26 protein-coding genes are annotated in these 26,617 nt (G+C 43.8%); 14 read left to right on the plus strand and 12 right to left on the minus strand.

The window, feature by feature from the left end; translation table 11 throughout:
• Positions 1-222: 222 nt before the first annotated feature.
• Positions 223-750 carry a DUF4142 domain-containing protein gene (locus EPL05_RS16305; protein ID WP_128535038.1) on the plus strand — a complete coding sequence of 176 codons (528 nt, stop codon included), beginning with the start codon at positions 223-225 and terminating at the stop codon, positions 748-750.
• A gap of 182 nt (positions 751-932) precedes the next feature.
• Here EPL05_RS16305 and EPL05_RS16310 read toward each other — a convergent pair whose 3' ends face one another.
• Both EPL05_RS16310 and EPL05_RS16315 read right to left on the minus strand, forming a co-directional pair.
• Entirely contained in the window at positions 933-1,832 is a 900-nt protein-coding gene (locus EPL05_RS16310) for a DUF763 domain-containing protein (protein ID WP_243837310.1), read from the minus strand.
• A 112-nt stretch (positions 1,833-1,944) separates the two neighbouring features.
• Complete coding sequence (locus EPL05_RS16315; protein WP_128535039.1) at positions 1,945-2,400, minus strand: DUF4268 domain-containing protein; 456 nt, start codon at positions 2,398-2,400, stop codon at positions 1,945-1,947.
• Positions 2,401-2,511: 111 nt separating this feature from the next.
• Here EPL05_RS16315 and EPL05_RS16320 point away from each other — a divergent pair, with 111 nt between their 5' ends.
• Both EPL05_RS16320 and EPL05_RS16325 read left to right on the plus strand, forming a co-directional pair.
• Positions 2,512-4,005, plus strand: coding sequence for an alpha-L-fucosidase (locus tag EPL05_RS16320; protein WP_128535040.1), 1,494 nt, complete (start codon positions 2,512-2,514; stop codon positions 4,003-4,005).
• 85 nt (positions 4,006-4,090) lie between these two features.
• On the plus strand, positions 4,091-4,993 hold the full coding sequence (locus EPL05_RS16325) for an SMP-30/gluconolactonase/LRE family protein (RefSeq protein ID WP_128535041.1): 903 nt from the start codon (positions 4,091-4,093) through the stop codon (positions 4,991-4,993).
• Positions 4,994-5,090: 97 nt separating this feature from the next.
• Here the strand turns inward: EPL05_RS16325 and EPL05_RS16330 are convergent, their stop codons facing one another.
• Both EPL05_RS16330 and EPL05_RS16335 read right to left on the minus strand, forming a co-directional pair.
• The gene (locus tag EPL05_RS16330) at positions 5,091-6,266 is read right to left on the minus strand and encodes a glycosyltransferase family 2 protein (protein ID WP_128535042.1); all 1,176 of its coding nucleotides are present in this window, start codon (positions 6,264-6,266) and stop codon (positions 5,091-5,093) included.
• Complete coding sequence (locus EPL05_RS16335) at positions 6,263-7,186, minus strand: glycosyltransferase family 2 protein (protein ID WP_128535043.1); 924 nt, start codon at positions 7,184-7,186, stop codon at positions 6,263-6,265. The genes EPL05_RS16330 and EPL05_RS16335 overlap by 4 nt, the downstream gene beginning before the upstream one ends.
• 72 nt (positions 7,187-7,258) lie before the next feature.
• Between EPL05_RS16335 and EPL05_RS16340 the strand changes: the two genes are divergently transcribed.
• The 6 genes from EPL05_RS16340 to EPL05_RS16365 are packed head-to-tail and all read left to right on the plus strand — an operon-like array spanning position 7,259 to position 11,200.
• A complete protein-coding gene (locus tag EPL05_RS16340; protein WP_128535044.1) occupies positions 7,259-7,759 on the plus strand; it encodes a hypothetical protein in 501 nt (166 codons plus the stop codon).
• 9 nt (positions 7,760-7,768) lie between these two features.
• On the plus strand, positions 7,769-8,899 hold the full coding sequence (locus tag EPL05_RS16345; protein ID WP_128535045.1) for a fused response regulator/phosphatase: 1,131 nt from the start codon (positions 7,769-7,771) through the stop codon (positions 8,897-8,899).
• Positions 8,899-9,240, plus strand: coding sequence for an STAS domain-containing protein (locus EPL05_RS16350; RefSeq protein WP_128535046.1), 342 nt, complete (start codon positions 8,899-8,901; stop codon positions 9,238-9,240). The genes EPL05_RS16345 and EPL05_RS16350 overlap by 1 nt, the downstream gene beginning before the upstream one ends.
• 1 nt (position 9,241) lies before the next feature.
• Positions 9,242-9,817: an ATP-binding protein gene (locus tag EPL05_RS16355; protein WP_128535047.1), complete on the plus strand. Its 576-nt coding sequence runs from the start codon at positions 9,242-9,244 to the stop codon at positions 9,815-9,817.
• Positions 9,814-10,959: an acyltransferase family protein gene (locus EPL05_RS16360; protein WP_128535048.1), complete on the plus strand. Its 1,146-nt coding sequence runs from the start codon at positions 9,814-9,816 to the stop codon at positions 10,957-10,959. The genes EPL05_RS16355 and EPL05_RS16360 overlap by 4 nt, the downstream gene beginning before the upstream one ends.
• A gap of 52 nt (positions 10,960-11,011) precedes the next feature.
• Complete coding sequence (locus tag EPL05_RS16365; RefSeq protein WP_128535049.1) at positions 11,012-11,200, plus strand: hypothetical protein; 189 nt, start codon at positions 11,012-11,014, stop codon at positions 11,198-11,200.
• A 95-nt stretch (positions 11,201-11,295) separates the two neighbouring features.
• On the opposite strand, the gene rseP is transcribed toward EPL05_RS16365, so the two are convergent.
• The 6 genes from rseP to EPL05_RS16395 all read right to left on the minus strand — a co-directional run bounded on the left by rseP (position 11,296) and on the right by EPL05_RS16395 (position 18,100).
• Entirely contained in the window at positions 11,296-12,630 is a 1,335-nt protein-coding gene (gene rseP / locus EPL05_RS16370) for an RIP metalloprotease RseP (protein WP_128535050.1), read from the minus strand.
• Positions 12,631-12,636: 6 nt separating this feature from the next.
• Positions 12,637-13,833, minus strand: coding sequence for a 1-deoxy-D-xylulose-5-phosphate reductoisomerase (locus EPL05_RS16375; protein ID WP_128535051.1), 1,197 nt, complete (start codon positions 13,831-13,833; stop codon positions 12,637-12,639).
• A 55-nt stretch (positions 13,834-13,888) separates the two neighbouring features.
• On the minus strand, positions 13,889-15,394 hold the full coding sequence (locus EPL05_RS16380; RefSeq protein ID WP_128535052.1) for a GH3 auxin-responsive promoter family protein: 1,506 nt from the start codon (positions 15,392-15,394) through the stop codon (positions 13,889-13,891).
• Positions 15,395-15,396: 2 nt separating this feature from the next.
• Positions 15,397-16,098: a hypothetical protein gene (locus tag EPL05_RS16385; RefSeq protein WP_128535053.1), complete on the minus strand. Its 702-nt coding sequence runs from the start codon at positions 16,096-16,098 to the stop codon at positions 15,397-15,399.
• Positions 16,099-16,107: 9 nt separating this feature from the next.
• Positions 16,108-17,076: a glycosyltransferase gene (locus EPL05_RS16390; RefSeq protein ID WP_128535054.1), complete on the minus strand. Its 969-nt coding sequence runs from the start codon at positions 17,074-17,076 to the stop codon at positions 16,108-16,110.
• Between the two features lie 73 nt (positions 17,077-17,149).
• Positions 17,150-18,100, minus strand: coding sequence for a glycosyltransferase family 2 protein (locus EPL05_RS16395; protein WP_128535055.1), 951 nt, complete (start codon positions 18,098-18,100; stop codon positions 17,150-17,152).
• Positions 18,101-18,260: 160 nt separating this feature from the next.
• On the opposite strand from EPL05_RS16395, the gene EPL05_RS16400 reads away from it, so the two are divergent.
• Together EPL05_RS16400 and EPL05_RS16405 are read left to right on the plus strand one after the other, a co-directional pair.
• Positions 18,261-20,861 (plus strand): M1 family metallopeptidase, encoded by a 2,601-nt coding sequence (locus EPL05_RS16400; RefSeq protein WP_166727728.1) that lies wholly within the window; start codon positions 18,261-18,263, stop codon positions 20,859-20,861.
• A 58-nt stretch (positions 20,862-20,919) separates the two neighbouring features.
• On the plus strand, positions 20,920-21,105 hold the full coding sequence (locus EPL05_RS16405) for an energy transducer TonB (protein ID WP_243837311.1): 186 nt from the start codon (positions 20,920-20,922) through the stop codon (positions 21,103-21,105).
• Between the two features lie 2 nt (positions 21,106-21,107).
• Here the strand turns inward: EPL05_RS16405 and EPL05_RS16410 are convergent, their stop codons facing one another.
• Entirely contained in the window at positions 21,108-22,637 is a 1,530-nt protein-coding gene (locus tag EPL05_RS16410) for a malate:quinone oxidoreductase (protein ID WP_262708194.1), read from the minus strand.
• 266 nt (positions 22,638-22,903) lie between these two features.
• Here EPL05_RS16410 and EPL05_RS16415 point away from each other — a divergent pair, with 266 nt between their 5' ends.
• Both EPL05_RS16415 and EPL05_RS16420 read left to right on the plus strand, forming a co-directional pair.
• Positions 22,904-23,416: a hypothetical protein gene (locus EPL05_RS16415; protein WP_128535058.1), complete on the plus strand. Its 513-nt coding sequence runs from the start codon at positions 22,904-22,906 to the stop codon at positions 23,414-23,416.
• Between the two features lie 284 nt (positions 23,417-23,700).
• Complete coding sequence (locus EPL05_RS16420; protein ID WP_128535059.1) at positions 23,701-24,711, plus strand: glutamine synthetase beta-grasp domain-containing protein; 1,011 nt, start codon at positions 23,701-23,703, stop codon at positions 24,709-24,711.
• Positions 24,712-24,742: 31 nt separating this feature from the next.
• Here EPL05_RS16420 and EPL05_RS16425 read toward each other — a convergent pair whose 3' ends face one another.
• Positions 24,743-25,156 carry a gamma-glutamylcyclotransferase family protein gene (locus EPL05_RS16425; RefSeq protein WP_128535060.1) on the minus strand — a complete coding sequence of 138 codons (414 nt, stop codon included), beginning with the start codon at positions 25,154-25,156 and terminating at the stop codon, positions 24,743-24,745.
• A gap of 78 nt (positions 25,157-25,234) precedes the next feature.
• Here EPL05_RS16425 and EPL05_RS16430 point away from each other — a divergent pair, with 78 nt between their 5' ends.
• Positions 25,235-26,593, plus strand: coding sequence for a glutamine synthetase family protein (locus tag EPL05_RS16430; protein WP_128535061.1), 1,359 nt, complete (start codon positions 25,235-25,237; stop codon positions 26,591-26,593).
• Positions 26,594-26,617 lie beyond the last annotated feature (24 nt).

The raw sequence follows: 26,617 nt of genomic DNA on the forward strand, positions 1-26,617 counted from the left end.
AATAAAGTGCCGCTCTATTAGCTGCGCGTAGTGAGGAGTTGCAGCGTATGGCACGGGCCGAAGGCAACGCCATAATTATTTGTCGATTAGACTTTTACTTCTAACCCGCCAGCTCGTTTTCTTAAAAGGAAATATTATCAGCCTATTGTAAAATAAATTCCTGTTTTTATAAACAGGAATGGCTTATGTTTGTTAACCCAATTACAGACTTAAGATTATATAATGAAACAACTGGCCAGCATAGCGTTTATAGTGATCGTATTTTTCTTTGTACACGGTTGCAACGAGAACCGGAAGGCCCGCAATTTTAACAACGGTATAGATGCCGAAGCGCAGAACTTTATTAGCAAAAGTATAGAGGGCGGCAACGCGGAAGTAAAGCTGTCGCAATTGGCTTTAAAACAATCGAAAAACCAAGCTGTTATTGACTACGCCAAGATGTTGATTGCCGAACATATTGATGCTGGCAAAGAGTTAAAGAACATAGCTGTAAACCAATCTGCCAGCGTGCCCGATACCCTAACAAAAGCGCATACCCTGGCGATGGAAAGCCTTGCTAAGAAAACAGGGGAAGCTTTTGATAAAGACTATATACAAGCCATGGTGGAAGACCATGAACAAACCATAGCGGTATTTAAAACTGTAACCGGTAACCCAAATAAAAAATTAACTGCTTTTGCTGATAAAACCCTGCCGAAGTTAAAGGAACATCTGAAAAAGGCCAACGATATTTGCGCGGCTTTAAAATAGGCTCAATTGCTGTTTTACGGGTGGCTTTGTTTTACTCATTACAGTGCGCCCACCATACATCCAGGATTCAGCGCGTTCTTTTTCTATCACTTTGTCGAAATCAGCGTTGGGAGTAAAATCTTTTTCGGCAGCCTGCGCTATATTGGTTAAGCGCCTAATGGCCTCATTTTTTTCGTTATTACCTATTTTGCCTTATGAATAGCCATTTGCAGTGTGCAGATGGTTTCATCATAAACTTTGGTAGGCACCGGGAAGGGGTGACCATCCTTGCCTCCATGGGCGAAGCTAAACCGGGCGGGGTCATTAAACCGGGACAGCCATAAAACCGTGCCCAGCCGCTTCAGATCTACATCTTTTGCCCGCACATCGTGATGATTCGGCATCACCAGCTTGCTTATTTCCTTCAGCATGCGTTCGGGCGGTTCGGCGGCAATTTGCATCACCCCGTTACGGCTGGCCGCTGCGGCGCTGTCGGTCATATTTAAAATTAAACCGTTGTTTTTACCATAGATACTGGTATGCGGATCGTCCACAAAACTTGTCAGCTGTTCCGAATGCCAGTGGTAACGGCGGGTGGTGTTGCTGGCATCGCTCATACCTTGTTGTACCACAGCCCATTTGCCGGTATCGCTCAAAATAAAATTGTGCGTGTAAAGTTGGAAACCATCCTGTATAGCGGTATTATCTACCTTGGCACTTACCTTGCTGCATTTTACCAGATAATTACCATCGAGCCCGGTACGGCTGCCAATTTCTATCAACTCCTGCGGTGTGTTTTTGCTGTGACGGCCCTTGCCGCCACAAATGTAAATATCCAGTTCGCGGCTGTGCGGGTTGATGGCTTTTTTGAGCGCGCCCATCACCGAGGTCGTGATGCCTGAGGAATGCCAGTCCATCCCCATTACCGAGCCAAGGCTTTGGAACCAGAAGGGATCGCTGAGGCGGCGGAGCACTTCATCCTTGCCATAATCGAGTACGATATTTTCCACCACCGCCAAACCGAGCCTGGCCATACGCTCGGCAAGCCAGGCCGGCACATGGCCGTAGTGCAATGGCATATCTGCAAACCCTGATTTTTTCATACTAACAAAATTAGTATTTTTTAAGACAAAAAAGCGTAATTTTTGCCCGAAAAAGTCCTTTTTTTTTGAAATTTTGGCAAGTAAAAATGGCGGGTTTTGCTCTTTTGGAACCTTACACTTCAAACGCGTATTTGGCATTGCTCCAAAATTCATCCAGCGCAATTATGCGTGGTTTAAAAAAGGAGATAAGTTTTGGCCAGTCTTCCCTTTGGAAAATACTCACCTGATTTAGTTCAATATAGATGCGGCTGACGATTTTGCCGTACTCGTCCGTAGTGTGAAGCTGCCATTCCCATTCCTCCTGCAGTACGTTGTGCAACAGCGCTTTATAGGTGGTGAATTGCTCAAAGAACAGTTCCTGTAATTCGGTATCCGGGTGGCTTATCTCTATAGCGATACCCGCTAACTTGTTATCTGCCTGCATTTTAAAGTAAATATGCTTAACCCCGGTTTTATAATTGATCCAATTGGTACGCAGGCCATCAGCAGGCATCACCGGCCCCATGTACTGGCCAAAAGCCGTCCAGAACGCTTGTTTTAGTTGAGATGCCTGGTCTTTAGAGTACATAAACTAACAGCAGGTTTGTATTATTTGTGTTGCGGCAAAAATAGCTTAATATTTCGCGTCCCAAAATCGCACCGATTATTTACTTTAGCGAAACCATACGAAATACCTGCTATGAAATATCTTTTACTATTCCTACTGTTGCCAGTAATGGCGCTCGCGCAAAAAGCTCCAAAACCTTACGGGCCGCTACCAACCAAGGGCCAGATACAATGGCAGGAAACTGGCATGTACTGCATAATTCACTTTGGCCCAACTACTTATATGAATAAGGAGTGGGGTTATGGTAATGAAGGCGCCAGCGTTGTAAACCCAACAGAGTTTAGCGCCATGCAGATAGTAGGTGCGGCAAAAGCAGGCGGATTTAAGGGCATAGTTGTGGTAGCCAAACACCACGACGGTTTTTGCCTGTGGCCAACTAAAACAACAACGTACAATATTTCCAATAGTCCATACAAAAACGGTAAGGGCGATATAGTAGGGGAATACAAAGCCGCCTGCGAAAAGCTGGGCATGAAAATGGGTGTATACTGCTCGCCCTGGGACAGGAACAATGCCCTTTACGGCAAGCCCGAGTATGTAACCAAGGTTTACCGCCAGCAATTAAAGGAACTTTATACTCAATACGGTCCGCTGTTTATATCGTGGCACGATGGGGCCAATGGGGGCGATGGCTATTATGGAGGAGCGAAGGAAGTTCGTACTATAGACCGCTCTACTTACTACGGATGGGAGACTACCTGGGGCATTACGCGTAAGCTGCAGCCTAATGCGGCCATTTTTGGCGATGTAGGCCCCGATGTACGCTGGGTGGGCAACGAGAAAGGGCAGGCTGGCGAAACCAGCTGGGCAACTTACACACCGCACGCGCCGGAAGAAGGCAAAAAGCCCGGAAATGGTTTTGTGAAAGATTATGAAGGTACCGAAGGCCACCGCGATGGCAAATATTGGATGCCTGCCGAGTGTGATGTTTCATTGCGCCCGGGATGGTTTTACCATAAAACACAGGACGATTCGGTAAAAAGTCCGCATGATCTGATGGATATTTACCTGCAAAGCGTAGGCAGAGGGGCCAGCTTGGATCTGGGTTTATCGCCCGATAAAACTGGTAGATTGAACGAGCATGATGTAAAGTCGCTGGCGGAATTTGGGCGCTTACTGGAATGGACCTTCAGTGAAAATTTGGCTAAGGGCGCTAAATTAACTGCAAGCAATACACGCAGTGGTGAAAAGGTGAAATTTACCGCCGCCAATTTATTGGATAACGACAGGTATAGCTATTGGGCAACCGAAGATAATTTAAAAACGCCGCAGCTGATACTTAATATGCATGAACCTAAAGAGTTTAATATCATTAGGTTAAGGGAAAATATTAAGCTGGGACAACGTATTGAGGGATTGGCCATTGACGCCTGGCAGAATGGTGGCTGGAAGCAAATAGCTACGGCTACCAGTATAGGTGGCAACAGGCTGATTAAACTACCGAAAAACATTACGGCGCAAAAAGTAAGGTTGCGGATAACCAAATCGCCGGTTTGTATTGCCCTGAGCGATTTTGGACTTTACAAGTATGTTAATTTTCCGCCGCCACTTATAAAACCGGAATAAAAGAATTTCTTAATCCCATCAACGTCTTTTTAAATGCTGAATGACCTAAATAAAGAAGTTGAATAAAATCTTGAATTATAACTGAATGAAAAAAATGAATTTTAAAAAAACAGCCTTATTAGCGCTATTAGCTATTTCTGCAACAAAAATATCGGCCCAGTCAAAAGAACTGTTTGATGCTGCCGTAAAGCCTCAATTGATCTCAAAAACATTTGCCTTTACAGAAGGGCCCGCGGTGGATAAAAAAGGCAATATCTTTTTTACCGATCAGCCTAATAATACAATTTGGGAGTATAAAACCGATGGACAGCTTGTTTTATACATGGAAAATGCGGGCCGCGCAAACGGCACCTACGTGGATAAAAAAGGTAACCTTATTGTTTGCGCCGATGAGCACGATGAGCTTTGGTTGGTGAAGAATGGCAAAAAGAAGAAAGTGCTGCTGGGCGATTATAAGGGTAAATTATTAAATGGCCCCAATGATCTGTGGATACACCCGAACGGAGATATTTACTTTACCGACCCATACTACCAACGTCCATGGTGGACCCGCACCAAACCCGACCAGGACGGCCAAAAGGTTTATTACCTGCCCAAAGGAAAAACAGAAGCTATTATGCTGGAAGACAGCCTTAGACAGCCGAATGGTATAGTAGGTTCACCGGACGGTAAGTTTTTATATGTGGCGGATATTCGTGGCAACAAAATTTACAAATACGATATAAAAGAAGATGGCACGTTAAGCGGCAGGAGGGTATTTACCGATAAAGGCGCGGATGGCATTACGCTGGACGAACGCGGCAACCTTTACCTTGCCGGCAATGGGGTTACGGTGTTTGATCCGCAAGGCGTGCAAATAGCCCATATTGATGTGCCCGAACCATGGTCGGCCAACCTTTGCTTTGGTGGCAAGAACAGGGATGTATTGTTTATTACCGCTTCTAAAGCTATTTACACCATGCAAATGAAGGTGAGGGGGGTGGAGTAGGTTAGTTCATGGTTTATAGATCATAGTACATGACCGGATGCTCCTTCGTACTCATTGTGTAGCAGCTATGAACCATCAACTATAACCCATTAACCAACTACTGTTTGCGCTGTGCTTTTTCCCAAATGGCGCTTTGTTTTGTGGTGAAGTAGCGGATGATGCCTGCTAAAACGGCGTAATTCATCACACAAAAGTAATAGGGCACAAACAGTGCTTTTACACGGATGTGCCTTTTCTCCATAATAAAGCCAAGGAAGGCCAGCAGGTAAAAGAATACCTGCCCGGCAAACAGGAGTTGATATATCAGGCCCTGCCCGGCAAAGGCCAGTGCTAAATTGGTGATGAAGGCCAATATCAAAAAGAACGGGGTAACCGTCCAGCGTAAAACGCGGTGGCTTACGTATTGAAAAGATAGCAGTGGGTACTTAAACGATAATAGTAAAGGCAGCAACCGCAGTATAGATTGCATGCCACCGGCAGCAATGCGTATTTTGCGTTTCAGCTCTTCGCTAACGTTTTCTGATGCCGTCTCCAGGGCGTAAGCTTCCGGCTCGTAAATAATTCGAAAGCCTTTTGCGGCTATCAGCATCGATATCATAAAATCATCTAAAACGGTATCCGGCTCTACATCCTGGTACAAATTGCGGCGTACACTAAACAATTCGCCAGCAGCCCCCACAACCGAGTATAATTCCGAATCCCATTTTTTAAGGGCAGATTCATACTTCCAGTAAAACCCTTCGCCTGCGGCGCTGGCATCTGCATTGGTGTCTATTTGTACACGTTTCTCCCCGGCAACACAACCAACCGTTGCATCGGCGTAATGGCGGCAGATCCGTTTCATGGCATCTGCGTTTAAAAAAGTGTTGGCATCGGTGAATACCACGGCTTCGGTGGTAACATATTCCATTGCGCGATGTACGGCGGCAATTTTACCGGCACGTTCTGGCCGGTGAAGTAATTGTATTTGCGGGTATTGCGCTATAATTTCGGTCGTCCTGTCAGATGAGCCATCGGTAACAAAAACAAATTTAAGCTTACCGGCAGGGTAGTTAAGCGCCAAACTGTTAGCAATTTTCTCAGCAATAAAATGTTCTTCGTTGTAAGCGGCCACAACCAGGGTACACTCTGGTAACAGTTCGTCGGCAATGTCGGTAACCACTTTACGGCCTTTTAGGGCGCGCTTTATTTTGATAATGATAAATAGCAGTATACCGTAGCCAACAAATGTGTAGAAGGCGATAAACAGGCTCAGCCAAAATGTGATCGTCATGAAATTTTGTTTATGGTGTACCCCAATTCGGTGCTGGTTTTTTTATGGGTGATATTCCACCATACAGCGCGGAAAAGTAAACCAATAAAATTATATCGCTTCTCTTTTATGTAATTAATAATATTACGCGGTACAACCATTATCACAAAATAGATGTAAAACACAAATGCCTTAAACGCGGGTGCGTTATGGCGGATAAACAGGATGCGGTTGCGGTTCATGAAGTACTCTTTAAATGGGCTGTTTTTTCCAACCGTCATCGATTCCTTGTGATAAATAACCGCGCCGCCGTGTACCCAGGCCTGGTAGCCCGATTTGTTGATGCGTTCGCCCCAATCCACCTCTTCATAATAAATAAAGAAGTTATCGGCCATTAAGCCGGCTTTTTCACAGGTTTCGCGCTTCACCATCATGGCACCGCCATGGCAATAACCGGTTTGCCCTAAAAAATTATCGAACTGCCCCACATCGCGCTGGTTTTTGCCAACTGCCTGGTTACGGCAGGTGTAATAATCAACCAGTGTAAAGCCCATATATTGTATCAGCGTTTTATCGAAGTGATAGTTCAGCTTTGGGGAGATAATGCCAACCTCGTGGTGGGTATCCAGTACATCAACCAGTTTTTGAACAAGTCCCGGCGTAAACTCGGTATCGTTGTTTACCAGGAAATAATAATCGCCGGTTGCGGGTTTTATGCCGATATTGTTGCCACCAGAGAAACCCAAATTTACTTCGGAACGTATAAACTTAACAGTAGGGTATTTAGGTGCCCATTTGGGTACGGGATTTACGGTGCTGCCATTATCAACGACAATTACCTCCAGGTTTTCGTAGGTGTTTGTTTCGGCGATAGAATTTAACAGTTCTTCTGTTATCTTGTCCTGATTGAAGTTGATGGTGACTACGGAAACCCTTTTCATGCAAAATATATTGATGTGTGTTTTACGCTATAATATTAGCAAAAGTTAGGCATTTTATAAGGAATTAAAAAGTTGAACGACAAGGAAGTTTTGGATGAAGGTGCTTTGCTTGAAATAAAAGCAGATGAATTGGTGGCATTACTCCGGAAAGGAGTAGCTGACGCCGGAAGGATAAAAGCTGTTCAGCAAAAATTGCTTCATGCGCTCGACGAAGCCTCGCTGCCGCAAAAGATAGAGGCCTTTAAGGAATTGGATACCGAGCAGGACCGGCTTGAGATGCTTAACGGTTTCGAGTTTTTGTTATCGCAGCATCAGTTGGATAGTGATGTTAGCAGGAAATATATTACGCGGGAACGGGTTAAAAAAAGCATAGTGGTTATTATTGGCATTATTATGATCACGCTTGGCATGGCTATGATTATTATGCCTGCGCCGCCTTATTTTGAAATGTTCACAGTATTCTATTTTAACGATAACGATGGCATTACTATTATGGATATTATATCGCTGCTTATTGTTTTTACGGGTGTTTACTTATTTTTGAGCAGCGTATTAAAAAAGCACAATATCTAAACCATTCCCATGCCTTTATCAAAAACGATCTTATTGGTTGATGACAATACCCTTGTACTGGAGATGATGGGAAGGGCATTGGGTAAAGAAGGATTTGAGTGTATGAAGGCGGGATCTGCCAGGCAGGCTATGGAGTTATTGAAAGAAGAACGGCCAGATATTATATTATCAGACTATCACATGCCGGAGGTTAATGGCTTTGAGTTTAGGCAAAACCTCATCGGCACGGAATTTAAAGATATCCCATTTATGTTTCTCACCAGCGAGGTGGATAGCGATGTGATGCTGGAAGGCATTAACCTGGAGGCTGTAGATTATATACTGAAGGATACCCCTGTGAGGGTGATAGTAACTAAAATAAACAACTTTTTAACTACTGTACGCGAGCAGCACGAACGTACGCTAAAGGAGTTGAGCAAAGCCGCCATGGCGCTTAATCTGCATTCGGTACCGCAGAAGCTGCCGGTTATAGGAGGTTTTGAGGTTGATTTTTGGCATAAGCCTTTTCAAAATTACCCGGGTGGCGATTTTATAGATTTTATTACGGTTGACGAACGGCACACTTTTGTAGTTTTAGGCGATGTGATGGGCAAAAAGTGGGGGGCGTGGTATTTTTCATTCGGGTTTTTGAGCTATATACGCGCGGCGGTGCGGATCTGTATTTCCGAAGGGAATTTCTCCACAAAAAGTATCCTGCAGAAAATAAATTCGGTGGTGTACCACGATCCTGTGGTGAATGATGTGCTATCGAGCCTTTCGCTGGTTTTAATAGATGCAAAAGAATCGATAATTAAGTATTCCGGGGCGGGGGATCTGCCTTTGTTTTATTATAACAGTAAAAAGGGTGCGGCAAAGGAAGTGCGTTCATCTGGTATGCTACTGGGCTTGATGCCCGATGGCGATTTTGATGAGATCATAGTAAAACTAAGCAGGGGCGACCAGGTCTTTATTCTTACCGATGGAATAATAGATGCTGATACTGAAACAGGTAAAAAAACAGATTATAATTCATTTATTAAAGCGGTTACCCCTTTTTTGAGGCGGCCCTTTGCTGATTTTAAGGCCGGCGACTTTCTGAAATGCAAATCGAACGAGCATATTGATGATTGCAGCTTAATATATTTAAAAAGAACCACCTAATGATACTACAAACCAATAAGCACCAGGATGTTTTGGTGGTCACAATACAAGTTAAAGAAGCCAATTTAACGGTATCTGAAAAGTTTAAAATAGAGCTGTTTGCGCACATAGACGGCGGAGGCAAATATATAATTGTGAATTTTGAAGAGGTAACTTACGTGGATAGCTCCTTTTTAGGGAAGCTGGTATCGGCACTAAAACATGCCATTACCAATAAGGCCGAAATAGTGGTGGCCGGCTTAAATAAAGACATCTTAGGGCTGTTCCAACTGATACGCCTGGATAAGGCCTTTAAAATATTTGATAGCACGGATAGTGCTATTGCCAACAAAGGCAAATAGTATGGCTGCCAGTATCTCGAAACAATTGATATTCAACTATGCGGCTGATGAGCTATATCCGCTGGTGTTGGAAGGGGTTCATTTTCTGCAACAGAAAACAGCCATGGAGGACGGGGTACTCCCAAAAGTGAAATTGGTATTGATGGAATTGCTCACCAATGCATTAAAACATAACGGCGGAGCGCAAACCGAGGTTTGGCTACAGGTGGATAAGGGAAATATTATCATAAAAAAAACCGATAAGGGGAACCCGCTGGTGATACATTGTGGCGGAATAAACCACGAGTGGCCCCTTCCTGGAAACCACCAGGCTGGCCGTAAAGTATGTATTTACAGCGGCAATGGCAGCAATTTAAACGCTGCGGTTAAAAATAATTGCCTTGTACAATTCCTTGTTGAAGAAACGGGGCCCGAAGAAACTGATCTGCTGCGCTTACCGGAGCACTTTGGGTTGATGATCATCGCCAGGGCCTGTAGCCGTTTTGCATACGAATTTGATATAGATACCTGTACAAATACGTTTACCGCGGTTATCCCTTTAACGGACAGTACCATTAACGATAAATATGATAAATGAGCGGAGAAGCGGCGTCAGTTCCAAAAAAAGCGTATTTATATTTCTCCAACTTGGATGGAATAAGGGCAATAGCTGCTTTAATGGTTGTATTGTCGCATATTCAGCTTCAGGGCAATCAACATCAGGACGTTACCGAATTTAAAAACTTTGGGAAAATAGGGGTAACTATATTTTTTACGCTGAGCGGTTTCCTTATCAGCTATTTATTGCTCGAAGAGAAAAAGCGCTTCCAAAAGGTATCCCTGAAACACTTCTATATCCGCCGCATTTTAAGGATCTGGCCTTTATACTTCCTGCTGATAGCGGTAGGTTTTTTTTTATACCCGGCTAAAGGATCCATGCACGCACTTTGGCTGAGCGTGTTTCTAATGCCCAACGTGGCTTTTTGTATGAAACTGCTGCCCGATATGTTCGATCCCATTTGGTCGATAGGTGTTGAGGAGCAGTTTTATATTTTCCACCCGCACATTTTCCGGCAGAAGAAAGTTCAGAACATATTATACACCCTAACGGGGATACTAATAGTGCTGGTAACCTTGAATCTTATAGTAAGGTATTACCAATACCAAAGCCATTTTTTGCTCAACCTCGATCAGTTTTTATACTTTACCCGGTTTGATGATATGATGATTGGTGCCATAGTAGCCTTATTATACTTTAATACCAAAAATAACTGCTTTACATTCAGGTTTCAGGCCGCGTTTAACCTGTTGTTCAACAGATACTTTCAAATGGCGCTGTCGGGCGCGTTTATTGCCTTTATCTGCTTATTTGTATACAAGGAGATAGCGCAGGGCGACCTTGTTATCTCTGCGTTTTCGGCGCTCATTATGGTTTACCTTTGCGAACCGGGGAACACTAATGCTTTTTTAGGCAACAAGGTGGTAACATACTGCGGTAAAATCTCTTACGGTATTTACCTCCTGCATAAATACCCGCTGATGTTGATGCTGTATATTGTGCGCAACTACATTCACCCAGCCAGCACCTTTTGGCAAGTTGTGATAGTGTATTTAGGAACCATTATACTGGTGATTATACTCGCGTCAATTTCTTACTTCGGTTTCGAGCGTTATTTTCTGCGGATAAAGGGCCGTTTTCAGAAGGTTACACAAACCAAACAGGCGGCGATATCCGAATGAACGCTTTAATTAATCCGTCGATTTTTATATTTTTATAAATCAATACGCAATCATGGCAACAACTCACCTGGCAAAATACCTGTCTGTAATTCTTTACGGTGTGTCGCTGGCTGTGCTGTTATTTATTGAAGTGGCTGGAATGGCGCTTAGAGAGATTTTGCCGGTTGGACTGATCGTTTCCCTGAGCGCGGCGTTGATCTTAAAGAAGAAACACAATAGTGGCGGTTTGGCAACGGCATAATGTCTTTCAATTACAAAAAAATAGCACCCCTTAAACGAGATGATGTCCGAAAAGCAATACTTTTCGGACATCATCTTTATATTTTACTAACGAGTCTACCTGTGTTTAGTAAACTGTTTCACAATATCATTTCCGAATGCGAACACCATCAGGGAGATCAATAATACAAAGCCTACTATTTGCGCGCGTTCTAAGAATTTATCGCTAAGTGGTTTTCCTTTTATCATCTCAATAAGCAGGAACACGGTGTGCCCGCCATCTAAACCGGGGATAGGCAGCAAATTGGTTAGAGCCAATACCATAGATAGGAAGCCTACCAGGCTCCAGAAACGAATCCAATCTATGGTGCCACCAAACATTACCGCTATCCCAATTGGGCTGGATATGGCTTTGTTGGCCTTAACCTGGCCGGTAAAGATCTTTTTAATACCTTTTGCATTGCTGCTGAACATATCCCAGGCTTTGTTTGCACCAACGGGCAAAGCGGCGAAGAAACCATAGTTAATGGTTTTCATTTCGGGAATCACCTCTTTTTTAGGTCTGTAGAAACCTAACTTACCGGCGGCATCAATTTTAGCAGGCATCATCAATACGGTGTCTTTACGCCTTACCGAAAGTTGCACCTCTTTACTTTTGTTGGCCTGCAAAACCTCCTGAAATTGGTCAAAGAACGGCACCGGTTTACTGTTAATGGCAATAATACTATCGCCTTTTGTAAGGCCAATTCTCTTAGCCTCTCCCGAAACCGAATCAACGCTAAACTTACTGCGGGGAATACGGCTGATAAATTCCTCTATCGTATAATCCGATATATCGTTTAGAATGGTAGGCGGTACTTTTACTTCCAAATGCTGGCTGCCACGCTCAACGCTTAAAACCGTTTTATCGAGCAATACTTTTGAGCTGCTGAGGTCTTCAAAGCGTTCGACGGGTTTACCGTTTACGGCGGTGATCTTGTCACCAGCCTTTAGGCCCATCTTTTTACCTATAATACCCGGTACTATACCGTATTTGACGTTAGCATTAGGGATATAGGTTTCACCGTATTTTATGGTAAGCACCCAAAATATAAATATGCCGACGATGATGTTTACAATGATACCGCCAAGCATTACAATAAGGCGTTGCCAGGCTGGTTTGGAGCGAAACTCCCAGGGTTGCGGCGGACCGGCCAACTGGTCGGTATCCATCGATTCATCTATCATCCCGGCAATTTTTACGTAGCCGCCCAATGGCAGCCAGCCTATGCCGTATTCAACACCCTTGTAGTTAAATTTAAAAAGGCTGAAATTCCAGGCATCAAAGAACAGGTAAAACTTCTCCACTTTTATTCCGAAAGCCCGGGCGGCTATAAAATGCCCAAACTCATGTAGTATCACTAAAATTGAAAGGCCAAGTATTAATTGGCCGGCCATGATCAATATATCCATTCGTTATTATTTCTCTTTAAGATCGTATGCCTTTAACGGCATTTGCTTTATTAAATTTTGCGCAAATATGCGTGTTTCTTTATCAGTATTCAAATAGTCGGACAGGGTGGGTTGCTCTATATAACCTATATTTGTCATACAGGTTTCAATAATATCGCTCATATCCAAAAAACCGGTATCATTATTCAGGAACGCCGCTACTGCTATCTCGTTAGCCGCGTTGATGATGCAGGGCATATTCCCTTTACGGTTTAGCGCTTCAAAGGCCAGTTTAAGATTTCGGAAGGTATCCAGATCCGGTTTCTCGAAGCTGAGATTAGGGTAGTTCACAAAATCAAACCGTTTAAAGTTGTTTTTAACGCGGTTTGGGTAGGATAAGGCATATTGGATAGGCAATTTCATATCGGGCAAACCCATTTGCGCTTTTATAGATCCATCCTCGAATTGTACAAGCGAATGGACAATGGATTGCGGGTGGACAATAACGTCTATCTGATCCGCTTCCAGGCCGAACAGCCATTTGGCCTCGATAACTTCCAGCCCCTTATTCATTAACGACGCCGAGTCGATGGTTATTTTGGCGCCCATCACCCAGTTGGGGTGCTTTAGTGCGTGCTCGCGTGTAACGCCAGCCAGAAAATCGGTCGTTTTACCCCTGAATGGCCCGCCCGAAGCTGTAAGGATGATCTTTTCTATCTTATTATGCTCTTCACCTGCAAGGCACTGAAAGATGGCCGAGTGCTCGCTGTCTACCGGTAATATCTTAACGTTATGTTCTTTTGCCAACGCTGTAACCAATTCCCCGGCAACTACCAATGTTTCTTTGTTAGCTAACGCGATATCCTTGCCGGCTTTAATGGCGTTTATGGTGGGCTCTAAGCCTGCAAAGCCAACCATAGCGGTAAGTACTACATGGATGTCCGGATGGGTTACCATGTCTTTTATAGACTGGTGCCCAGACGAAACCTTTATGGGCAAGTGGGACAAAGCCGCCTTTACCTCGGCGTATTTAGATTCATCGCAGATGATAGCGTATTCCGGCAGGAACTCGATGGCCTGCTGTATGAGCAGGTAGGCGTTGGAATGGGCGGTAAGCATAAATGTGCGAAACATGCCCGGGTTATCCTTAATAACATCCAATGTTTGCGTGCCAATGCTGCCGGTAGAGCCGAGTATGGCTATATTTTTAATGTTGTTGCTCAATTATAGTATCCTAATACGCCTCAGCTTTTATACAGCTTAAAGACGCTGATTGTTCTTAAATGTTACTGATATACGGATTTAATTCGTCCGCAATTTTCCGGTCGTTTGATAGCCTCGGAACTTTATTCTGGCCGCCCAGTTTCCCCTGGCTGCGCATATAATTGATAAAGGTATCTTTTTTTAAACTGCGGATAACCAAAGGCTGTAAAATGTTTCCTTCGATCAGATCTAAATAGTAAATGTTTTTCTTTTGGAGGGCCTTGTCAACTTTTAACGCAAATGTCTTAACATCTTTTGGCTCTCTGCCAAATTCTATAAACCACTCGTGATAGGGTAACTCGCCCGCAGCGGGTGTTACCTGCGGCGCGACGGTAAACTCAATTACATCCACACCTTCTTCGGCGGCTACGCCCATTAGCGACTGTTCTACCTCTTCGCCTATTACGTGTTCGCCAAAGGCTGATATGTAATGTTTAATACGACCCGTAACCGCAATTTTATAAGGGTTTTTAGATACGAATTTAATGGTGTCGCCCAAACTGTAGCCCCATAAACCCGCGCTTGTATTGAGGATAAGTGCGTAGTTGCGTTCCAGTTCCACATCTTTCAGGTTGATGCGGGTTGGGTTATCATTAAAAAATTCATCGCTGGGGATAAATTCGTAAAATATTCCTGCATCTACCATCAATAGTAAGCCCTTTTCCTTTTGCGAATCCTGGAAAGCGATAAAACCTTCGGAAGCGGGGTAAGTTTCTATCGAATCTATTTTGGTGCCGATAACTTCCTCCATACGGGCGCGGTAGGGTTCGTAGTTTACGCCGCCATGCACAAAAAGTTTAAAGTTTGGAAAGATATCCTTAACCTTTTTACCGCCCGATACCGCCGAAAGCCTGTCAAAATACATCTGGCACCATGGCGGTATGCCTGATATCAGTCGCATATCCTCTTTAACGGTTTCCTGCACAATGGCATCTACCTTTTGCTCCCAGTCTTCAATACAATTGGTTTCGTAAGATGGCAGTCTGTTTTTTTGCAGGTACCCTGGTACATGGTGCGCCACAATGCCCGATAGGCGACCTACAGCAATGCCTTCCTTTTCACTTAGCACAGGGCTACCCTGTAAAAATATCATTTTACCATCCACAAAATCGGCCTTCCCCGTTTCGTGGATGTAACTTAGTAAAGCATTACGCGCGGCTTTAATATGCTCGGGCATACTTTCTTTGGAAATGGGAATATATTTTACCCCAGAGGTAGTGCCCGATGTTTTGGCGAGATAAGCTGGTTTCCCAGGCCAAAGCACATTGGCTTCGCCTTTGGTTACGCGTTCAATGTAGGGGCGAAGTTCCTCATAATCGCGCACGGGGACTTGTTTTTTGAAATCTTCGTAGCTGTTGATGGAACCGAAGTTATGGTCGGTACCGAAAGCCGTGCCTTTGGCATCGTGAATTAAATTGCTGAAAGTTTTCTGCTGAAGAGCTACCGCGTTTTGGCGGATCTGGTTTAGCTGCCGGTTAACAAAAAAGGCGAATGCCTTGCTTAGTGCTGCTTTTAAACCCATAATTAATTGGTTTCGGCAACATCATCGTCCACATCCAAGTGGCTGTAAACCAGTTTGCGATATGTCACCGCTAAAATGATGTTTACAATAGGTATCACCAGTATAAAGCCTACTATGGTTGAGGAAGCAATAACGGCTAAAACCTCTACCACAATAAACAAGATAAAATATTTTACAATATTTCCCTTCATCAACCCAAAACTTTGCGCCACCGATTCAAACGGACCCGAGTGATCGTCCACAATAAAGCAGGTACACAGCGGGAAGTAAAATAAAATGAAGAACTGCGAGATGTAGAACTCCATAATGCCTAAAACGTATTTGGTCATTCCGTCATTCAGTTTTTCTACACCTTTAGAAAGGAATACAATTAGCGCGCTGATGGTTAATAACAAGGTTAGATAGCTACCAACCATTTTGAAAGATGGGATTATATCCTTCATGCTAAATTCGTGGTAGGCGTTATCCATCAGCTTGAATATTAGTTTTACAAAAGCTAAAAAGTTATAACTGATGATGATAAGCAATACAAAAAAAACAATAAGCCCGATGGTTGAGTTCGCCGTAAAAAAGTAGATCCAAAAGATAAGGAAGGCCATCACCAACAGCGACAAAATAGAGTAAACGCTGATAACGGCGAAATTCTTTTTGAGAATATACCAGGATGTTTTTAAAGTCTCGGAAACAGAAAAAGGGTGGTACATGCTATGTTATTATGATCTTTTTAAAACTACCCGCTTCCAATAATCCTGCATAAATCCTAACCCATAAGCAGTAAGTTGGGTAAAGGCAGCTATTATGCTCAAAAATGCAATTTTTGCCGATTTGTTTTTCCACCACGAGTGAAAAAATATCAACAAAATAATAAGGCCTACTATAGTATTACACAATATAGCTATAAGCCATCCAAATATGTTAGCAATAAGTGTGAATATTAACCCAAGCGTAAACACCGCCGGGAAAAAATGCACAACCTTCAACTGATCGGGGAAAAACTTATAAACGTTGATCCTTGCCCGGCCAAAGAAATGGAGCTGCTTAAAGAATTTTACAAAATCGGTACGGCGCTTATGATAAACAATAGCGTCAGGTATCAGGCCTATTTTATAACCTAAGGAATGGATGCGGATACTATATTCAATATCCTCGCCGAGGCGGGTAATAATAAAGCCGCCTGCGTTCTCCCACACCTTGCGCGATATGCCCATATTAAAGCTGCGCGGATGAAACTGGCCAATCCCTTTTTTATTGCCACGGATACCGCCGGTAGTAAAAGGGGAAGTCATGCTGTAGCTGATGGCTTTTTGTACAGGAGTAAATGAAGGGTGTGCTCCATCCGGTCCGCCGTAGGCGTCCAGCCAGTTCTCATTCAACGAATCGTTTACAATTTGCAGGTAATTGTGCGGAATGAGGCAATCCGAATCAAATATGATAAAGTAGTCGCCCATAGCACGCTCAAACCCAAAGTTGCGGGTAAAGCCCTGGCCTTCGTTCGCTTTCTCAAAGTATTTTAAGTCGAGCCTGTCGGCGTAGCTTTTTACAATGTCCTCCGCCCGCTTAGTGGAACCATCCTCAATAACCAATACCTCAAACTGTTTATAAGTTTGCAGGGTAAGCGTGCCCAGCAATTCGCTGATCTCCTGCGGGCGGTTATATAAAGGGATAATGATGGAAAAAAACATTTAGCTAATTAGATGATTTGGCAATTTGAAGATTTGAAAATGAAAAACCCAATATTTTCAAATTAACGCATTTTCAAATTGAGTCTTCAATTTGATATTTATTGCGTTCGGGTGCGTTGCGCGAAACCAGTTCCGCAACAAAGCCGGTTAAAAACAACTGCGAACCTAATATGATGGCAACAAGGGCAAGGTAAAATAATGGATTATCGGTGATGTCGCGATAGTGCAGGCCGTGTGCTATCAGGTATAGTTTTTCGCTGATGATCCATATCGCAATGAACAATCCTGTTAAAAAACTCAACGTACCCATCATACCAAAAAAGTGCATGGGCCGTTTGCCAAATTTGCCTACGAAAAATATCGAAAGAAGATCTAAAAACCCGTTTACAAAGCGGCTCATGCCGAATTTGGTTTTGCCATATTTACGGGCACGGTGCTCCACTACCTGTTCGCCAATTTTGGTGAAGCCCGCCCATTTGGCCAGCACGGGTATATAGCGGTGCATTTCGCCGTAAACCTCTATGTTTTTTACAACTGCCTTACGGTAGGCCTTTAAGCCGCAGTTAAAATCGTGCAGGTTGGGGATGCCACTCATTTTGCGGGTAGCGGCGTTAAATAATTTGGTCGGGAGTGTTTTGCTAAGTGGGTCGTAACGCTTTGCTTTCCAACCAGATACCAAATCGTAGTTATCCTGGGTGATACGGCGGTAAAGGCCTGGAATTTCATCGGGGCTGTCCTGCAGATCGGCATCCATCGTAATCACAACATCGCCCTTAGTAGCCTCAAAGCCAATATTAAGCGCGGCAGATTTGCCATAATTGCGCCTGAATTTAATTCCCCTGATATGCGGGTTACCATCCTTAAGCTTCACGATCATATCCCAGGATCCGTCGCTACTGCCATCGTCAATTAAAATTATCTCGTAACTAAAACGGTTCTCGGCCATTACCTTGCTTATCCACGAGGTAAGCTCAGGTAAGGATTCAACTTCATCATACAGCGGTACTACAACAGATATATCCATTTATCAGGAAAAAGAAAATGCTCGGGTCGCTCAAATCAGCGAAACAGGCTTACTGCAAAAATATAAAAAATAGGCAAGGGTTTAACGCCGATGTTTAGATAATCGCATACTCGTTTCCGAAAAAACAATATATTAGCTTTTAAATCATCCGTCTAAAAAAATGAAAATATACCACAAAGCCCTTTTGCTCTTGCTATCCGTTTGTACTTATACGGCAAACGCGCAAAATACCGATAAACCTGCACCTAAATACGATCAGCATAAGGTGTTCAGTCCGCTGTTCTATCCCGAAAAAGGTAACATATACCGCTCCGCTTCGGGTTCGCCGGGTGCTAAATACTGGCAAAACCATGCCGATTACAAGATAGACGTAACGCTTGATACCCTGAAGCACCGGTTAAGCGGCAGCGTTATTATCACTTACACCAACAACAGCCCGGATGGACTCGACTTTTTGTGGCTGCAATTAGATCAGAACATCCTCCGCGAGGATTCACGCGCGCAGGCCACAACGGTGGTGGGCGGCGGTCGTTTTGCCAATAATGGTTTTACTAAAGGGTACGAGTTAAAAGGCGTAACCATTTTAAATAAAGGCAAAGCCGAGAAGGCCAATTACCTGGTGAATGATACCCGGATGCAGATAAAGCTGAAAGATACGTTGCGTGCTAACGGTACCAAGATCCAGTTTAAAATAGATTACGCTTACGATGTATCCGAGTATGGTACAGACCGTACCGGCCGTTTAAAAACACCGCAGGGCTGGATCTACGATATTGCCCAATGGTACCCGCGTATGGAAGTTTACGATGATGTAAGCGGCTGGAACACCATTCCTTATTTAGGAGCGTCTGAGTTTTACCTAGAGTATGGCAATTTTGACTACACCATTACCGCGCCGGCAAGCCTGGTGCTGGTAGGTTCGGGTGAGTTGCTTAACCCAACAGAAGTGCTTACACCAACCGCGTTAAAACGCCTTGCTTTGGCCAAAGCCAGTGATAAAACCGTGATGATAAAAGATTCGGCAGAAGTGGTTGGCGGCAACGCTTATGTGAAAAAGCCAACGCTTACCTGGCACTTCTTCTGCAAGAACGCCCGCGATATAGCCTGGGCAGCATCAAAAGCATTTGTTTGGGATGCGGCACGCATCAACCTGTCTAACGGTAAAAAGGCTTTGGCGCAATCGGTTTACCCGGTGGCCAGCGGTGGCAAAGCTGCTTATGGCCGATCAACCGAATATGTTAAAGCTTCGATAGAACTATACTCGGGCAAATGGTTTGAATATACTTACCCGGTTGCTACAAACGTTGGCGGCCCTGTAAGCGGTATGGAATACCCGGGCATTGTGTTTTGCAGCCATCAAAGCCAGGGCGGCGGTTTATGGGAAGTTACCAACCACGAGTTTGGTCACAACTGGTTCCCGATGATAGTTGGGTCTAACGAGCGCAAATACGCCTGGATGGACGAAGGCTTTAATACCTTTATTAATAAGGTGGATACCAAAGTATTTAACAAAGGCGAATATTATACCAAAGAGGATATCCAGGCAGGTGCTTCTTATAACTTTAGCGCGACCGCTGACGCGATAATGAACACCCCTGATGTAATACAAACCGACTTTTTAGGTGTGGCCGCTTACGAAAAACCGGCCATGGGGCTTACCATTCTGCGCGAGCAGATCCTTGGCGAAGAGCGTTTTGATTTTGCTTTTCGCACGTATATTAAGCGTTGGGCATTTAAGCATCCCACCCCATGGGACTTTTTTCACAGCATGGATAACGCCGCAGGCGAGGACCTGAGCTGGTTTTGGAACGAGTGGTTTCTGCAAACCTGGAAGCTTGACCAGGGATTGAAAGAAATAAACTATACAGATAACGACCCTGCGAAAGGGGCGTTAATAACCATTGAGAACCTGGGAGAAATGGCCCTGCCTGTAACTGCCTTTGTGATGGAGGAAAACGGCAAAAGCAGCACTATAAAATTACCTGCCGAAATATGGCAGCGCGGTAATACCTGGACTTTCCCGTATAAATCAACATCCAAAATAACCTACGTAACCTTAGACCCGGATCATTTGCTGCCCGATGTAAACCCGGATAATAATTCCTTAAGCGGGCAGTTGGTTGCAAAAGGCAAAACAGCGGCGGATATTATCAATGCCTACATCAGCGCAGTTGGCGGCGAGGGTAAACTTAAAGATGTTAAAGATTTAACGGTTAATTCCGACGGAACATTCCAAGGTGTTGGTATTAAAATGACGGCCAAATACAAAACGCCAGATAAGTTTTTTCTTAACATCATCGCACCATCGTACAATAACTTTGTGCTCAATAACATTATAATTAATGGCGACAGCATCAGGATGAAGCAGTTTAACAACGATGCACCGGTTAGTAAAGAAGAAAACCCGCGGGTAAGAAACCGATACAAGCTTTTCCCTGAACTGGATTACGGCAAAGCCGGCTATAAACTGGAGTTAGCTCCCGAAATGCAGGTGGTTGATAATCAGCTGGTGTATTTGGTTAGCATCACCAACCCGGATGGTGTTCGTGTAAAACACTACTACGACCCTAAAACAGGCTTCAAAGTAAAACGCGTAACCGATGTGCCCGGCGGTACGCCGTCATCGTATAGCGACTACCGTGGTATTGCCACGGGTATAAAAATACCATTCGCCGAAAAAACTTCGGTAGGCGGTGTTGCAGCGGACTTTAAAGTGACCGATGCCGTTGTGAACAGTAATATAAGTAGCGACGATTTTTAAATAAGATATACTAAATGCAATGCAAAACGGCCCGACTTGAAAAGTTTTGGGCCGTTTTGTGATAGAGAAAGATGGAAGCTTATCCAACTTTAAGGTTTTAAGATCTCCCGGTGAAAGTTTAAGTAACGAAGCAATTCGCGTTATGAAAGAATCACCGCCGTGGAATCCGGGACTTCAAGATGGTAAGCCAGTTAGGGTTCAATACTCTATACCCGTTGCATTTACACTGGCAACCGAAGAGTAAGCTTAAACCAACCCCAGCGTCTTACTGGTCCGTGCCCTTGTAGCATCGGCTAATTCTTCATTCTTAACAAGTGATTGCCCGTAAGAAGGAATCATTTGCTTCAATTTGGCCTGCCATTGCGGTGTTTTTACTTTGTCTTTAAAACAACGCTCTATCAGTTCCACCATAATAGGTACCGATGTTGATGCGCCCGGCGAAGCGCCAAGCAATGCAGAGATACTGCCATCAGCGGAGGTAACTACTTCGGTACCGAATTGCAATACGCCGGTTTTATCTTTATCTTTTTTTATTACCTGCACGCGCTGGCCCGCTACTTCAAGCTCCCAATCGGCAGCTTCGGCATCGGGGAAATATTCCTGCAGAGCTTTTAGCCTATCGGCAGGGGATTGCAGCACCTGACCAATGAGGTATTTGGTCAAATCCCAGTTATCGCGGCCAACAGCAAGCAGTGGTAATAAGTTGTTCAATTTTATAGATCCAAACAAATCTAATAAGGAGCCTTTTTTAAGGAAACGGGTAGAGAAACCAGCGTAAGGGCCAAACAACAGTGCTTTTTTGCCGTCTATCATCCTGGTATCCAGATGCGGTACCGACATAGGCGGCGCGCCAACAGATGCTTTACCATAAACCTTTGCGTTGTGCTTTGCAACAACCGCGGGGTTGTTACAAACCAACCATTGCCCGCTTACCGGGAAACCACCGAAACCCTTGCTCTCTTCAATGCCCGATTTTTGCAACAGGGGCAAAGCGCCGCCACCTGCACCTACAAACACAAATTTTGCATTTAGCTTACGTTTTTGGCAGGTTACTTTATCGGTTACCTTTATGCACCAGCTATTGTCTTTATTACGCTTAATATCGGCAACATCGTGGTTTAGATTCAGGCTTACATTTGGCTGTTCCTCCAGCCAGTTGAACAGGGTACGGGTAAGGGTGCCGAAATTTACATCGGTACCAATATCCATATAGCTACCTGCTACCTTTTGGTCGTCCTCGCGGCCTCCCATCACCAGGGGCATCCATTTTTTTAGCTGCGCGTGGTTTTCAGAGTAATCCATGTCCTTAAAAAAATGATGTTTGGTCATGGCCTCGCAACGTTTTTTGAGATAAGTAACATTATCGGCACCCCAAACAAAGCTGATGTGCGGTATTTTGCTGATGAATGTTTGCGGCTCACCTACAAATTTGTTCTCTACCAGGTGCGCCCAAAACTCTTTGGTGATTTCAAACTGCTCGGCAATTTGGATGGCTTTATCGGCAGAAACGGTTCCGTCTTTTTTTTGAGGGGTGTAATTAAGTTCGCAAAAAGCGGAGTGGCCGGTTCCGGCATTGTTCATGGCATCAGAACTCTCCGCGGCAATAGAATCGAGCCGTTCAAATATTTCTATAGACAGATCGGGTTGAAGCTCTTTTAGCATTACCCCAAGTGTAGCGCTCATTATGCCTGCGCCAACCAAAACTACATCAACCGTTGTATTTGAAACCTTATTGCCGTTATTCATGATAGTATTGAATGCTAAAGATACATTCAAATAAATTGTTTGCCTGTTGAAACCTTCTTTATAAACTAATAATGATAAATTTTCACACCTAAGGCAGAATGACGGAACATCTGCCGGAAGAGCACGTGTAAAGTATAAATCAGACAATTTTAAGAAATTTTAAAGAATAACATGTCATTAAATCGTTTAAACCGATGTTTTTAATGTTCGGAACATTTACCAAGCGGTGTGCCATGCCTATATTAAAACACAAAGTGAGGGGATAATTGTTCCTGTTAGTAACAAATTATAAAATCATGAACCGACCTGCATTATTTATCTCAGCCATTGCGCTGATTACTTTAGGTGCCTGCAACAGTAATAAACCTAAGCCCGCATCTGATACCGTTACTAAAACTGCCGTTGTGGTAAATGGTAAAAAAGACAGCGTGATAAACAATCCGCAAAAGAATTACGGTAATGCAACCATAGCCGAACCCTGTGTAAAATGCCTGTTAGAAATTGTAAAAGCCGACTACAACTATAAAAAGGCGGCGATGTCTGAAAAAGAAGTAAAATTCATCATCAACTATGTTAAAACAGTGCAGCCGCAGGATACGATAAGCGAAATAAAATCAACAAATGCGCTAAGGGTAGACGTGATCGATAAAATCCCCGCGCCACATAAGATAGCCTCGTTTTTGTACGATAACAATTTGGCCAAAGTCTATTCTTTAGCCGGTAATACCAAGATAGAGGTGAAAACTGATGCTGCTCTATTAAAAAAGATCAGAAATAGTTGCTATTGGGGAGTTGCATCGGGGAATTGATACTATTTGTTAAATGAATGAGGACTTGTTCGATTAAATCGCTATGCGTGCATAGTTATTTTGACTCTGTGATTGCATTTCGCCAAAATTACTTATCTATAACTATAGAATACATAGATAATTAATTGATTTAGAAATTTATAAAGCTATTTATTGTAAATTTTTATAATTTTTATAAAATTTGCTATGATATTTATAAATTTACATTAAATTCGCATTGTATAACATAGTAAAAGCTCAACACGAACTATAATTTAAACTTAAAATTACAAAATTCATTAAAAATGGCAACAAAACTCGAGTACATCTGGCTTGATGGGTACAAACCGACACAAAGCTTACGTAGCAAAACAAAAATTGTAAAATCTTTCAGCGGCAAGGTTGAAGATTTGGATAACTGGAGCTTTGATGGTTCTTCAACCGAGCAGGCACCGGGTGGTTCATCTGATTGCGTATTAAAACCTGTGTTCGCTTGTCCGGACCCACAGCGTAAAGATGCTTACCTTGTAATGTGCGAAGTGTTAGATTCTAAAGGCGAAGCTCACGTGTCTAACGGCCGTGCTTTGATCCAGGATGACGATAACGATTTCTGGTTTGGTTTTGAGCAGGAGTATTTCATTTATGATCCTTCAACCAACAAACCTCTTGGTTTCCCGGTAAATGGTTACCCCGCGCCACAAGGCCCTTACTACTGCTCGGTAGGTGCTAATAACGCTTTTGGTCGTGACATTGTTGAAGAACACTTAGACGCTTGTTTAGAAGCAGGCTTAAATGTTGAAGGTATAAACGCGGAAGTTGCTGCCGGCCAATGGGAATTCCAGATATTTGCTAAAGGCGCTAAAGAAGCTGGTGACCAAATTTGGGTTGCACGTTACTTATTAGAGCGTATAGGCGAAGCACACGGCGTATCTATCAACTGGCATTGCAAACCGTTAGGTGAATTAGATTGGAACGGTTCGGGCATGCACGCTAACTTCTCTAACACTACTTTACGTACTGCAAACAGTAAAGAAATTTTTACAGCTATTTGCGAGGCTTTCCGCCCTGCAGTTGCTGAGTGTGTTGCTGTATACGGCGCACATAACGAATTACGTTTAACAGGCAAGCACGAAACTGCTTCTATCAACGATTTTAGCTACGGCGTATCAGATCGTGGTGCTTCTATCCGTATCCCACTTTACACGGTGGACCACGCTTGGAGCGGCTACCTGGAAGATCGTCGCCCTAACTCTGCCGCTGATCCATACAAGGTTGCTGCGGTTATCATCAAAACAGTTAAATCTGCAAAATTGTAATACCCCTTTATCAAATTACAAATCCTCTGGTTTAACTACCGGGGGATTTTTTTTGCCTCAGATATTCCATGTAGTCGCCGGATGGTATTCGGAGCAACCCTTCAATTGGTAAATTGTAGATATAAACCCAGGCGTCTTTCGGTCCGTCTGCCGTTTCAATTGAATGATAGATCCGTTGGTATAAGTTCGGCTGCTCTTCATCGGCACCAACACTTTCATAGGTATCTATCTCCTTTAATACCTGTGTGTTGCGAATTTGGTAAATGCTGCCGAAAACGTCACCGGCGTTATCATCAATAACTAATCCCGGGTATTCACCAATATCGTACAATATACCTGCTATCTTTCCAGTTATAATAAAATCGCAGTGTTGGTTTAAATATTGGGCGAATTGGTTATCGCTTTGCAGTAGCGTTCCATATACAAACAAATACATATTTGCCATAGTTAAATATACTTGTAAAAATTTAGATCCGCTATAATCTATTAAACTTGCTTAAATTGGCATTTTATACTAAACCAGATGGATCAAGAACAGGTAATAGCCTATATTAAAGAAAATAACATCCCCAAAGTTAAATTCGCCTTTGCAGATGTAGATGGCGTTCTACGCGGTAAAGTGATCAGTACAAAAAAATTCCTCGATGGATTAAAAACCGGTTACGGTTTTTGCGACGTGGTTTTTGGCTGGGACAGCAATGATGTTTGCTACGATAATGTTGATTTAACAGGCTGGCACACCGGTTATCCGGATAAGCTGTGCTATATCGATCTTTCCACTTTCCGCACTGTGCCTTGGCAGGATAATATCCCCTTCTTTTTGGCAGACTACAGCGGGCCGCATGGCAACACCGTGCCTGCCGATCCGCGGAGCTTACTTAAAAAAACAATTGGCGAGTGTAAATCCATGGGCTACCACGCGGAATTTGCGCAGGAGTTTGAGTGGTTCAATTTTAAAGAAACACCGCAAAGCTTATATGATAAAGGTTTTGCCAACATGGAAGCGCTAACACCGGGGATGTTTGGCTATTCTGTTCTGCGTACCTCACAAAACAGCGATTTTTATTACGACCTGTTTAATCTGCTTACCCAATTTAATATCCCGATAGAAGGCCTGCATACCGAAACAGGGCCGGGTGTTTATGAAGCCGCCATTGAACATTGCGAAACCCTGGCCGCTGCCGATAAGGCGGTACTATTTAAAACAGCCGTAAAAGAGATAGCGAGCAAACATGGCATTACCGCAACGTTTATGGCCAAGTGGAATCAAAACCTTCCGGGCTGTAGTGGGCACGTCCATCAAAGCCTTTGGAGCGAAGATGAAACCGAAAACTTATTTTACGATGGCACCGACGAAAACAAAATGAGCGAACTGCATAAGCAATACCTTGCCGGTCAACTTTATTGCATGCCTCATTTATTGCCCATGTACGCGCCAACTATTAATAGTTACAAGCGCCTTGTAGAAGGAGCCTGGGCGCCAACCACTATTACCTGGGGGATAGATAACCGTACCACGGCGCTCCGGGTGATCAACACATCCATAGGTTACACCCGCCTGGAAACCCGCATCCCGGGCTCAGATACCAACCCGTATCTGGCTATCGCAGCCGCACTTGCATCAGGGCTTTATGGCATTAAGAATAAACTCGAATTAAACATTGCTCCAACCGTTGGCAACGGCTACCAGGATAAAAGCAACGGCAGCCTGCATGCCAACCTGTTCGACGCGGCAACCGCTATGCAAAATTCATCCATCGCCAAAGAGCTCTTCGGTGCCGGCTTTGTACAGCATTTTACTCAAACCCGCCTTTGGGAGCACCGCCAATACGCCAAAAGCGTAAGCGATTGGGAGTTGAAGAGGTATTTCGAAATAATCTGAACCGGTATTAAGCGGATTTTACGA

Origin of the sequence: Mucilaginibacter gilvus (assembly GCF_004054195.1) — a bacterium.
GTDB lineage: Bacteria > Bacteroidota > Bacteroidia > Sphingobacteriales > Sphingobacteriaceae > Mucilaginibacter > Mucilaginibacter gilvus.

What these genes read in the sequence shown, in the direction of transcription:
- EPL05_RS16305 (WP_128535038.1), top strand. Translation starts at nt 223, where the DNA reads ATGAAACAACTGGCCAGCATAGCGTTTATAGTGATCGTATTTTTCTTT.
- EPL05_RS16310 (WP_243837310.1), bottom strand. Translation starts at nt 1,832, where the DNA reads ATGAAAAAATCAGGGTTTGCAGATATGCCATTGCACTACGGCCATGTG.
- EPL05_RS16315 (WP_128535039.1), bottom strand. Translation starts at nt 2,400, where the DNA reads ATGTACTCTAAAGACCAGGCATCTCAACTAAAACAAGCGTTCTGGACG.
- EPL05_RS16320 (WP_128535040.1), top strand. Translation starts at nt 2,512, where the DNA reads ATGAAATATCTTTTACTATTCCTACTGTTGCCAGTAATGGCGCTCGCG.
- EPL05_RS16325 (WP_128535041.1), top strand. Translation starts at nt 4,091, where the DNA reads ATGAAAAAAATGAATTTTAAAAAAACAGCCTTATTAGCGCTATTAGCT.
- EPL05_RS16330 (WP_128535042.1), bottom strand. Translation starts at nt 6,266, where the DNA reads ATGACGATCACATTTTGGCTGAGCCTGTTTATCGCCTTCTACACATTT.
- EPL05_RS16335 (WP_128535043.1), bottom strand. Translation starts at nt 7,186, where the DNA reads ATGAAAAGGGTTTCCGTAGTCACCATCAACTTCAATCAGGACAAGATA.
- EPL05_RS16345 (WP_128535045.1), top strand. Translation starts at nt 7,769, where the DNA reads ATGCCTTTATCAAAAACGATCTTATTGGTTGATGACAATACCCTTGTA.
- EPL05_RS16350 (WP_128535046.1), top strand. Translation starts at nt 8,899, where the DNA reads ATGATACTACAAACCAATAAGCACCAGGATGTTTTGGTGGTCACAATA.
- EPL05_RS16355 (WP_128535047.1), top strand. Translation starts at nt 9,242, where the DNA reads ATGGCTGCCAGTATCTCGAAACAATTGATATTCAACTATGCGGCTGAT.
- EPL05_RS16360 (WP_128535048.1), top strand. Translation starts at nt 9,814, where the DNA reads ATGAGCGGAGAAGCGGCGTCAGTTCCAAAAAAAGCGTATTTATATTTC.
- EPL05_RS16365 (WP_128535049.1), top strand. Translation starts at nt 11,012, where the DNA reads ATGGCAACAACTCACCTGGCAAAATACCTGTCTGTAATTCTTTACGGT.
- rseP (WP_128535050.1), bottom strand. Translation starts at nt 12,630, where the DNA reads ATGGATATATTGATCATGGCCGGCCAATTAATACTTGGCCTTTCAATT.
- EPL05_RS16380 (WP_128535052.1), bottom strand. Translation starts at nt 15,394, where the DNA reads ATGGGTTTAAAAGCAGCACTAAGCAAGGCATTCGCCTTTTTTGTTAAC.
- EPL05_RS16385 (WP_128535053.1), bottom strand. Translation starts at nt 16,098, where the DNA reads ATGTACCACCCTTTTTCTGTTTCCGAGACTTTAAAAACATCCTGGTAT.
- EPL05_RS16390 (WP_128535054.1), bottom strand. Translation starts at nt 17,076, where the DNA reads ATGTTTTTTTCCATCATTATCCCTTTATATAACCGCCCGCAGGAGATC.
- EPL05_RS16395 (WP_128535055.1), bottom strand. Translation starts at nt 18,100, where the DNA reads ATGGATATATCTGTTGTAGTACCGCTGTATGATGAAGTTGAATCCTTA.
- EPL05_RS16400 (WP_166727728.1), top strand. Translation starts at nt 18,261, where the DNA reads ATGAAAATATACCACAAAGCCCTTTTGCTCTTGCTATCCGTTTGTACT.
- EPL05_RS16415 (WP_128535058.1), top strand. Translation starts at nt 22,904, where the DNA reads ATGAACCGACCTGCATTATTTATCTCAGCCATTGCGCTGATTACTTTA.
- EPL05_RS16420 (WP_128535059.1), top strand. Translation starts at nt 23,701, where the DNA reads ATGGCAACAAAACTCGAGTACATCTGGCTTGATGGGTACAAACCGACA.
- EPL05_RS16425 (WP_128535060.1), bottom strand. Translation starts at nt 25,156, where the DNA reads ATGGCAAATATGTATTTGTTTGTATATGGAACGCTACTGCAAAGCGAT.
- EPL05_RS16430 (WP_128535061.1), top strand. Translation starts at nt 25,235, where the DNA reads ATGGATCAAGAACAGGTAATAGCCTATATTAAAGAAAATAACATCCCC.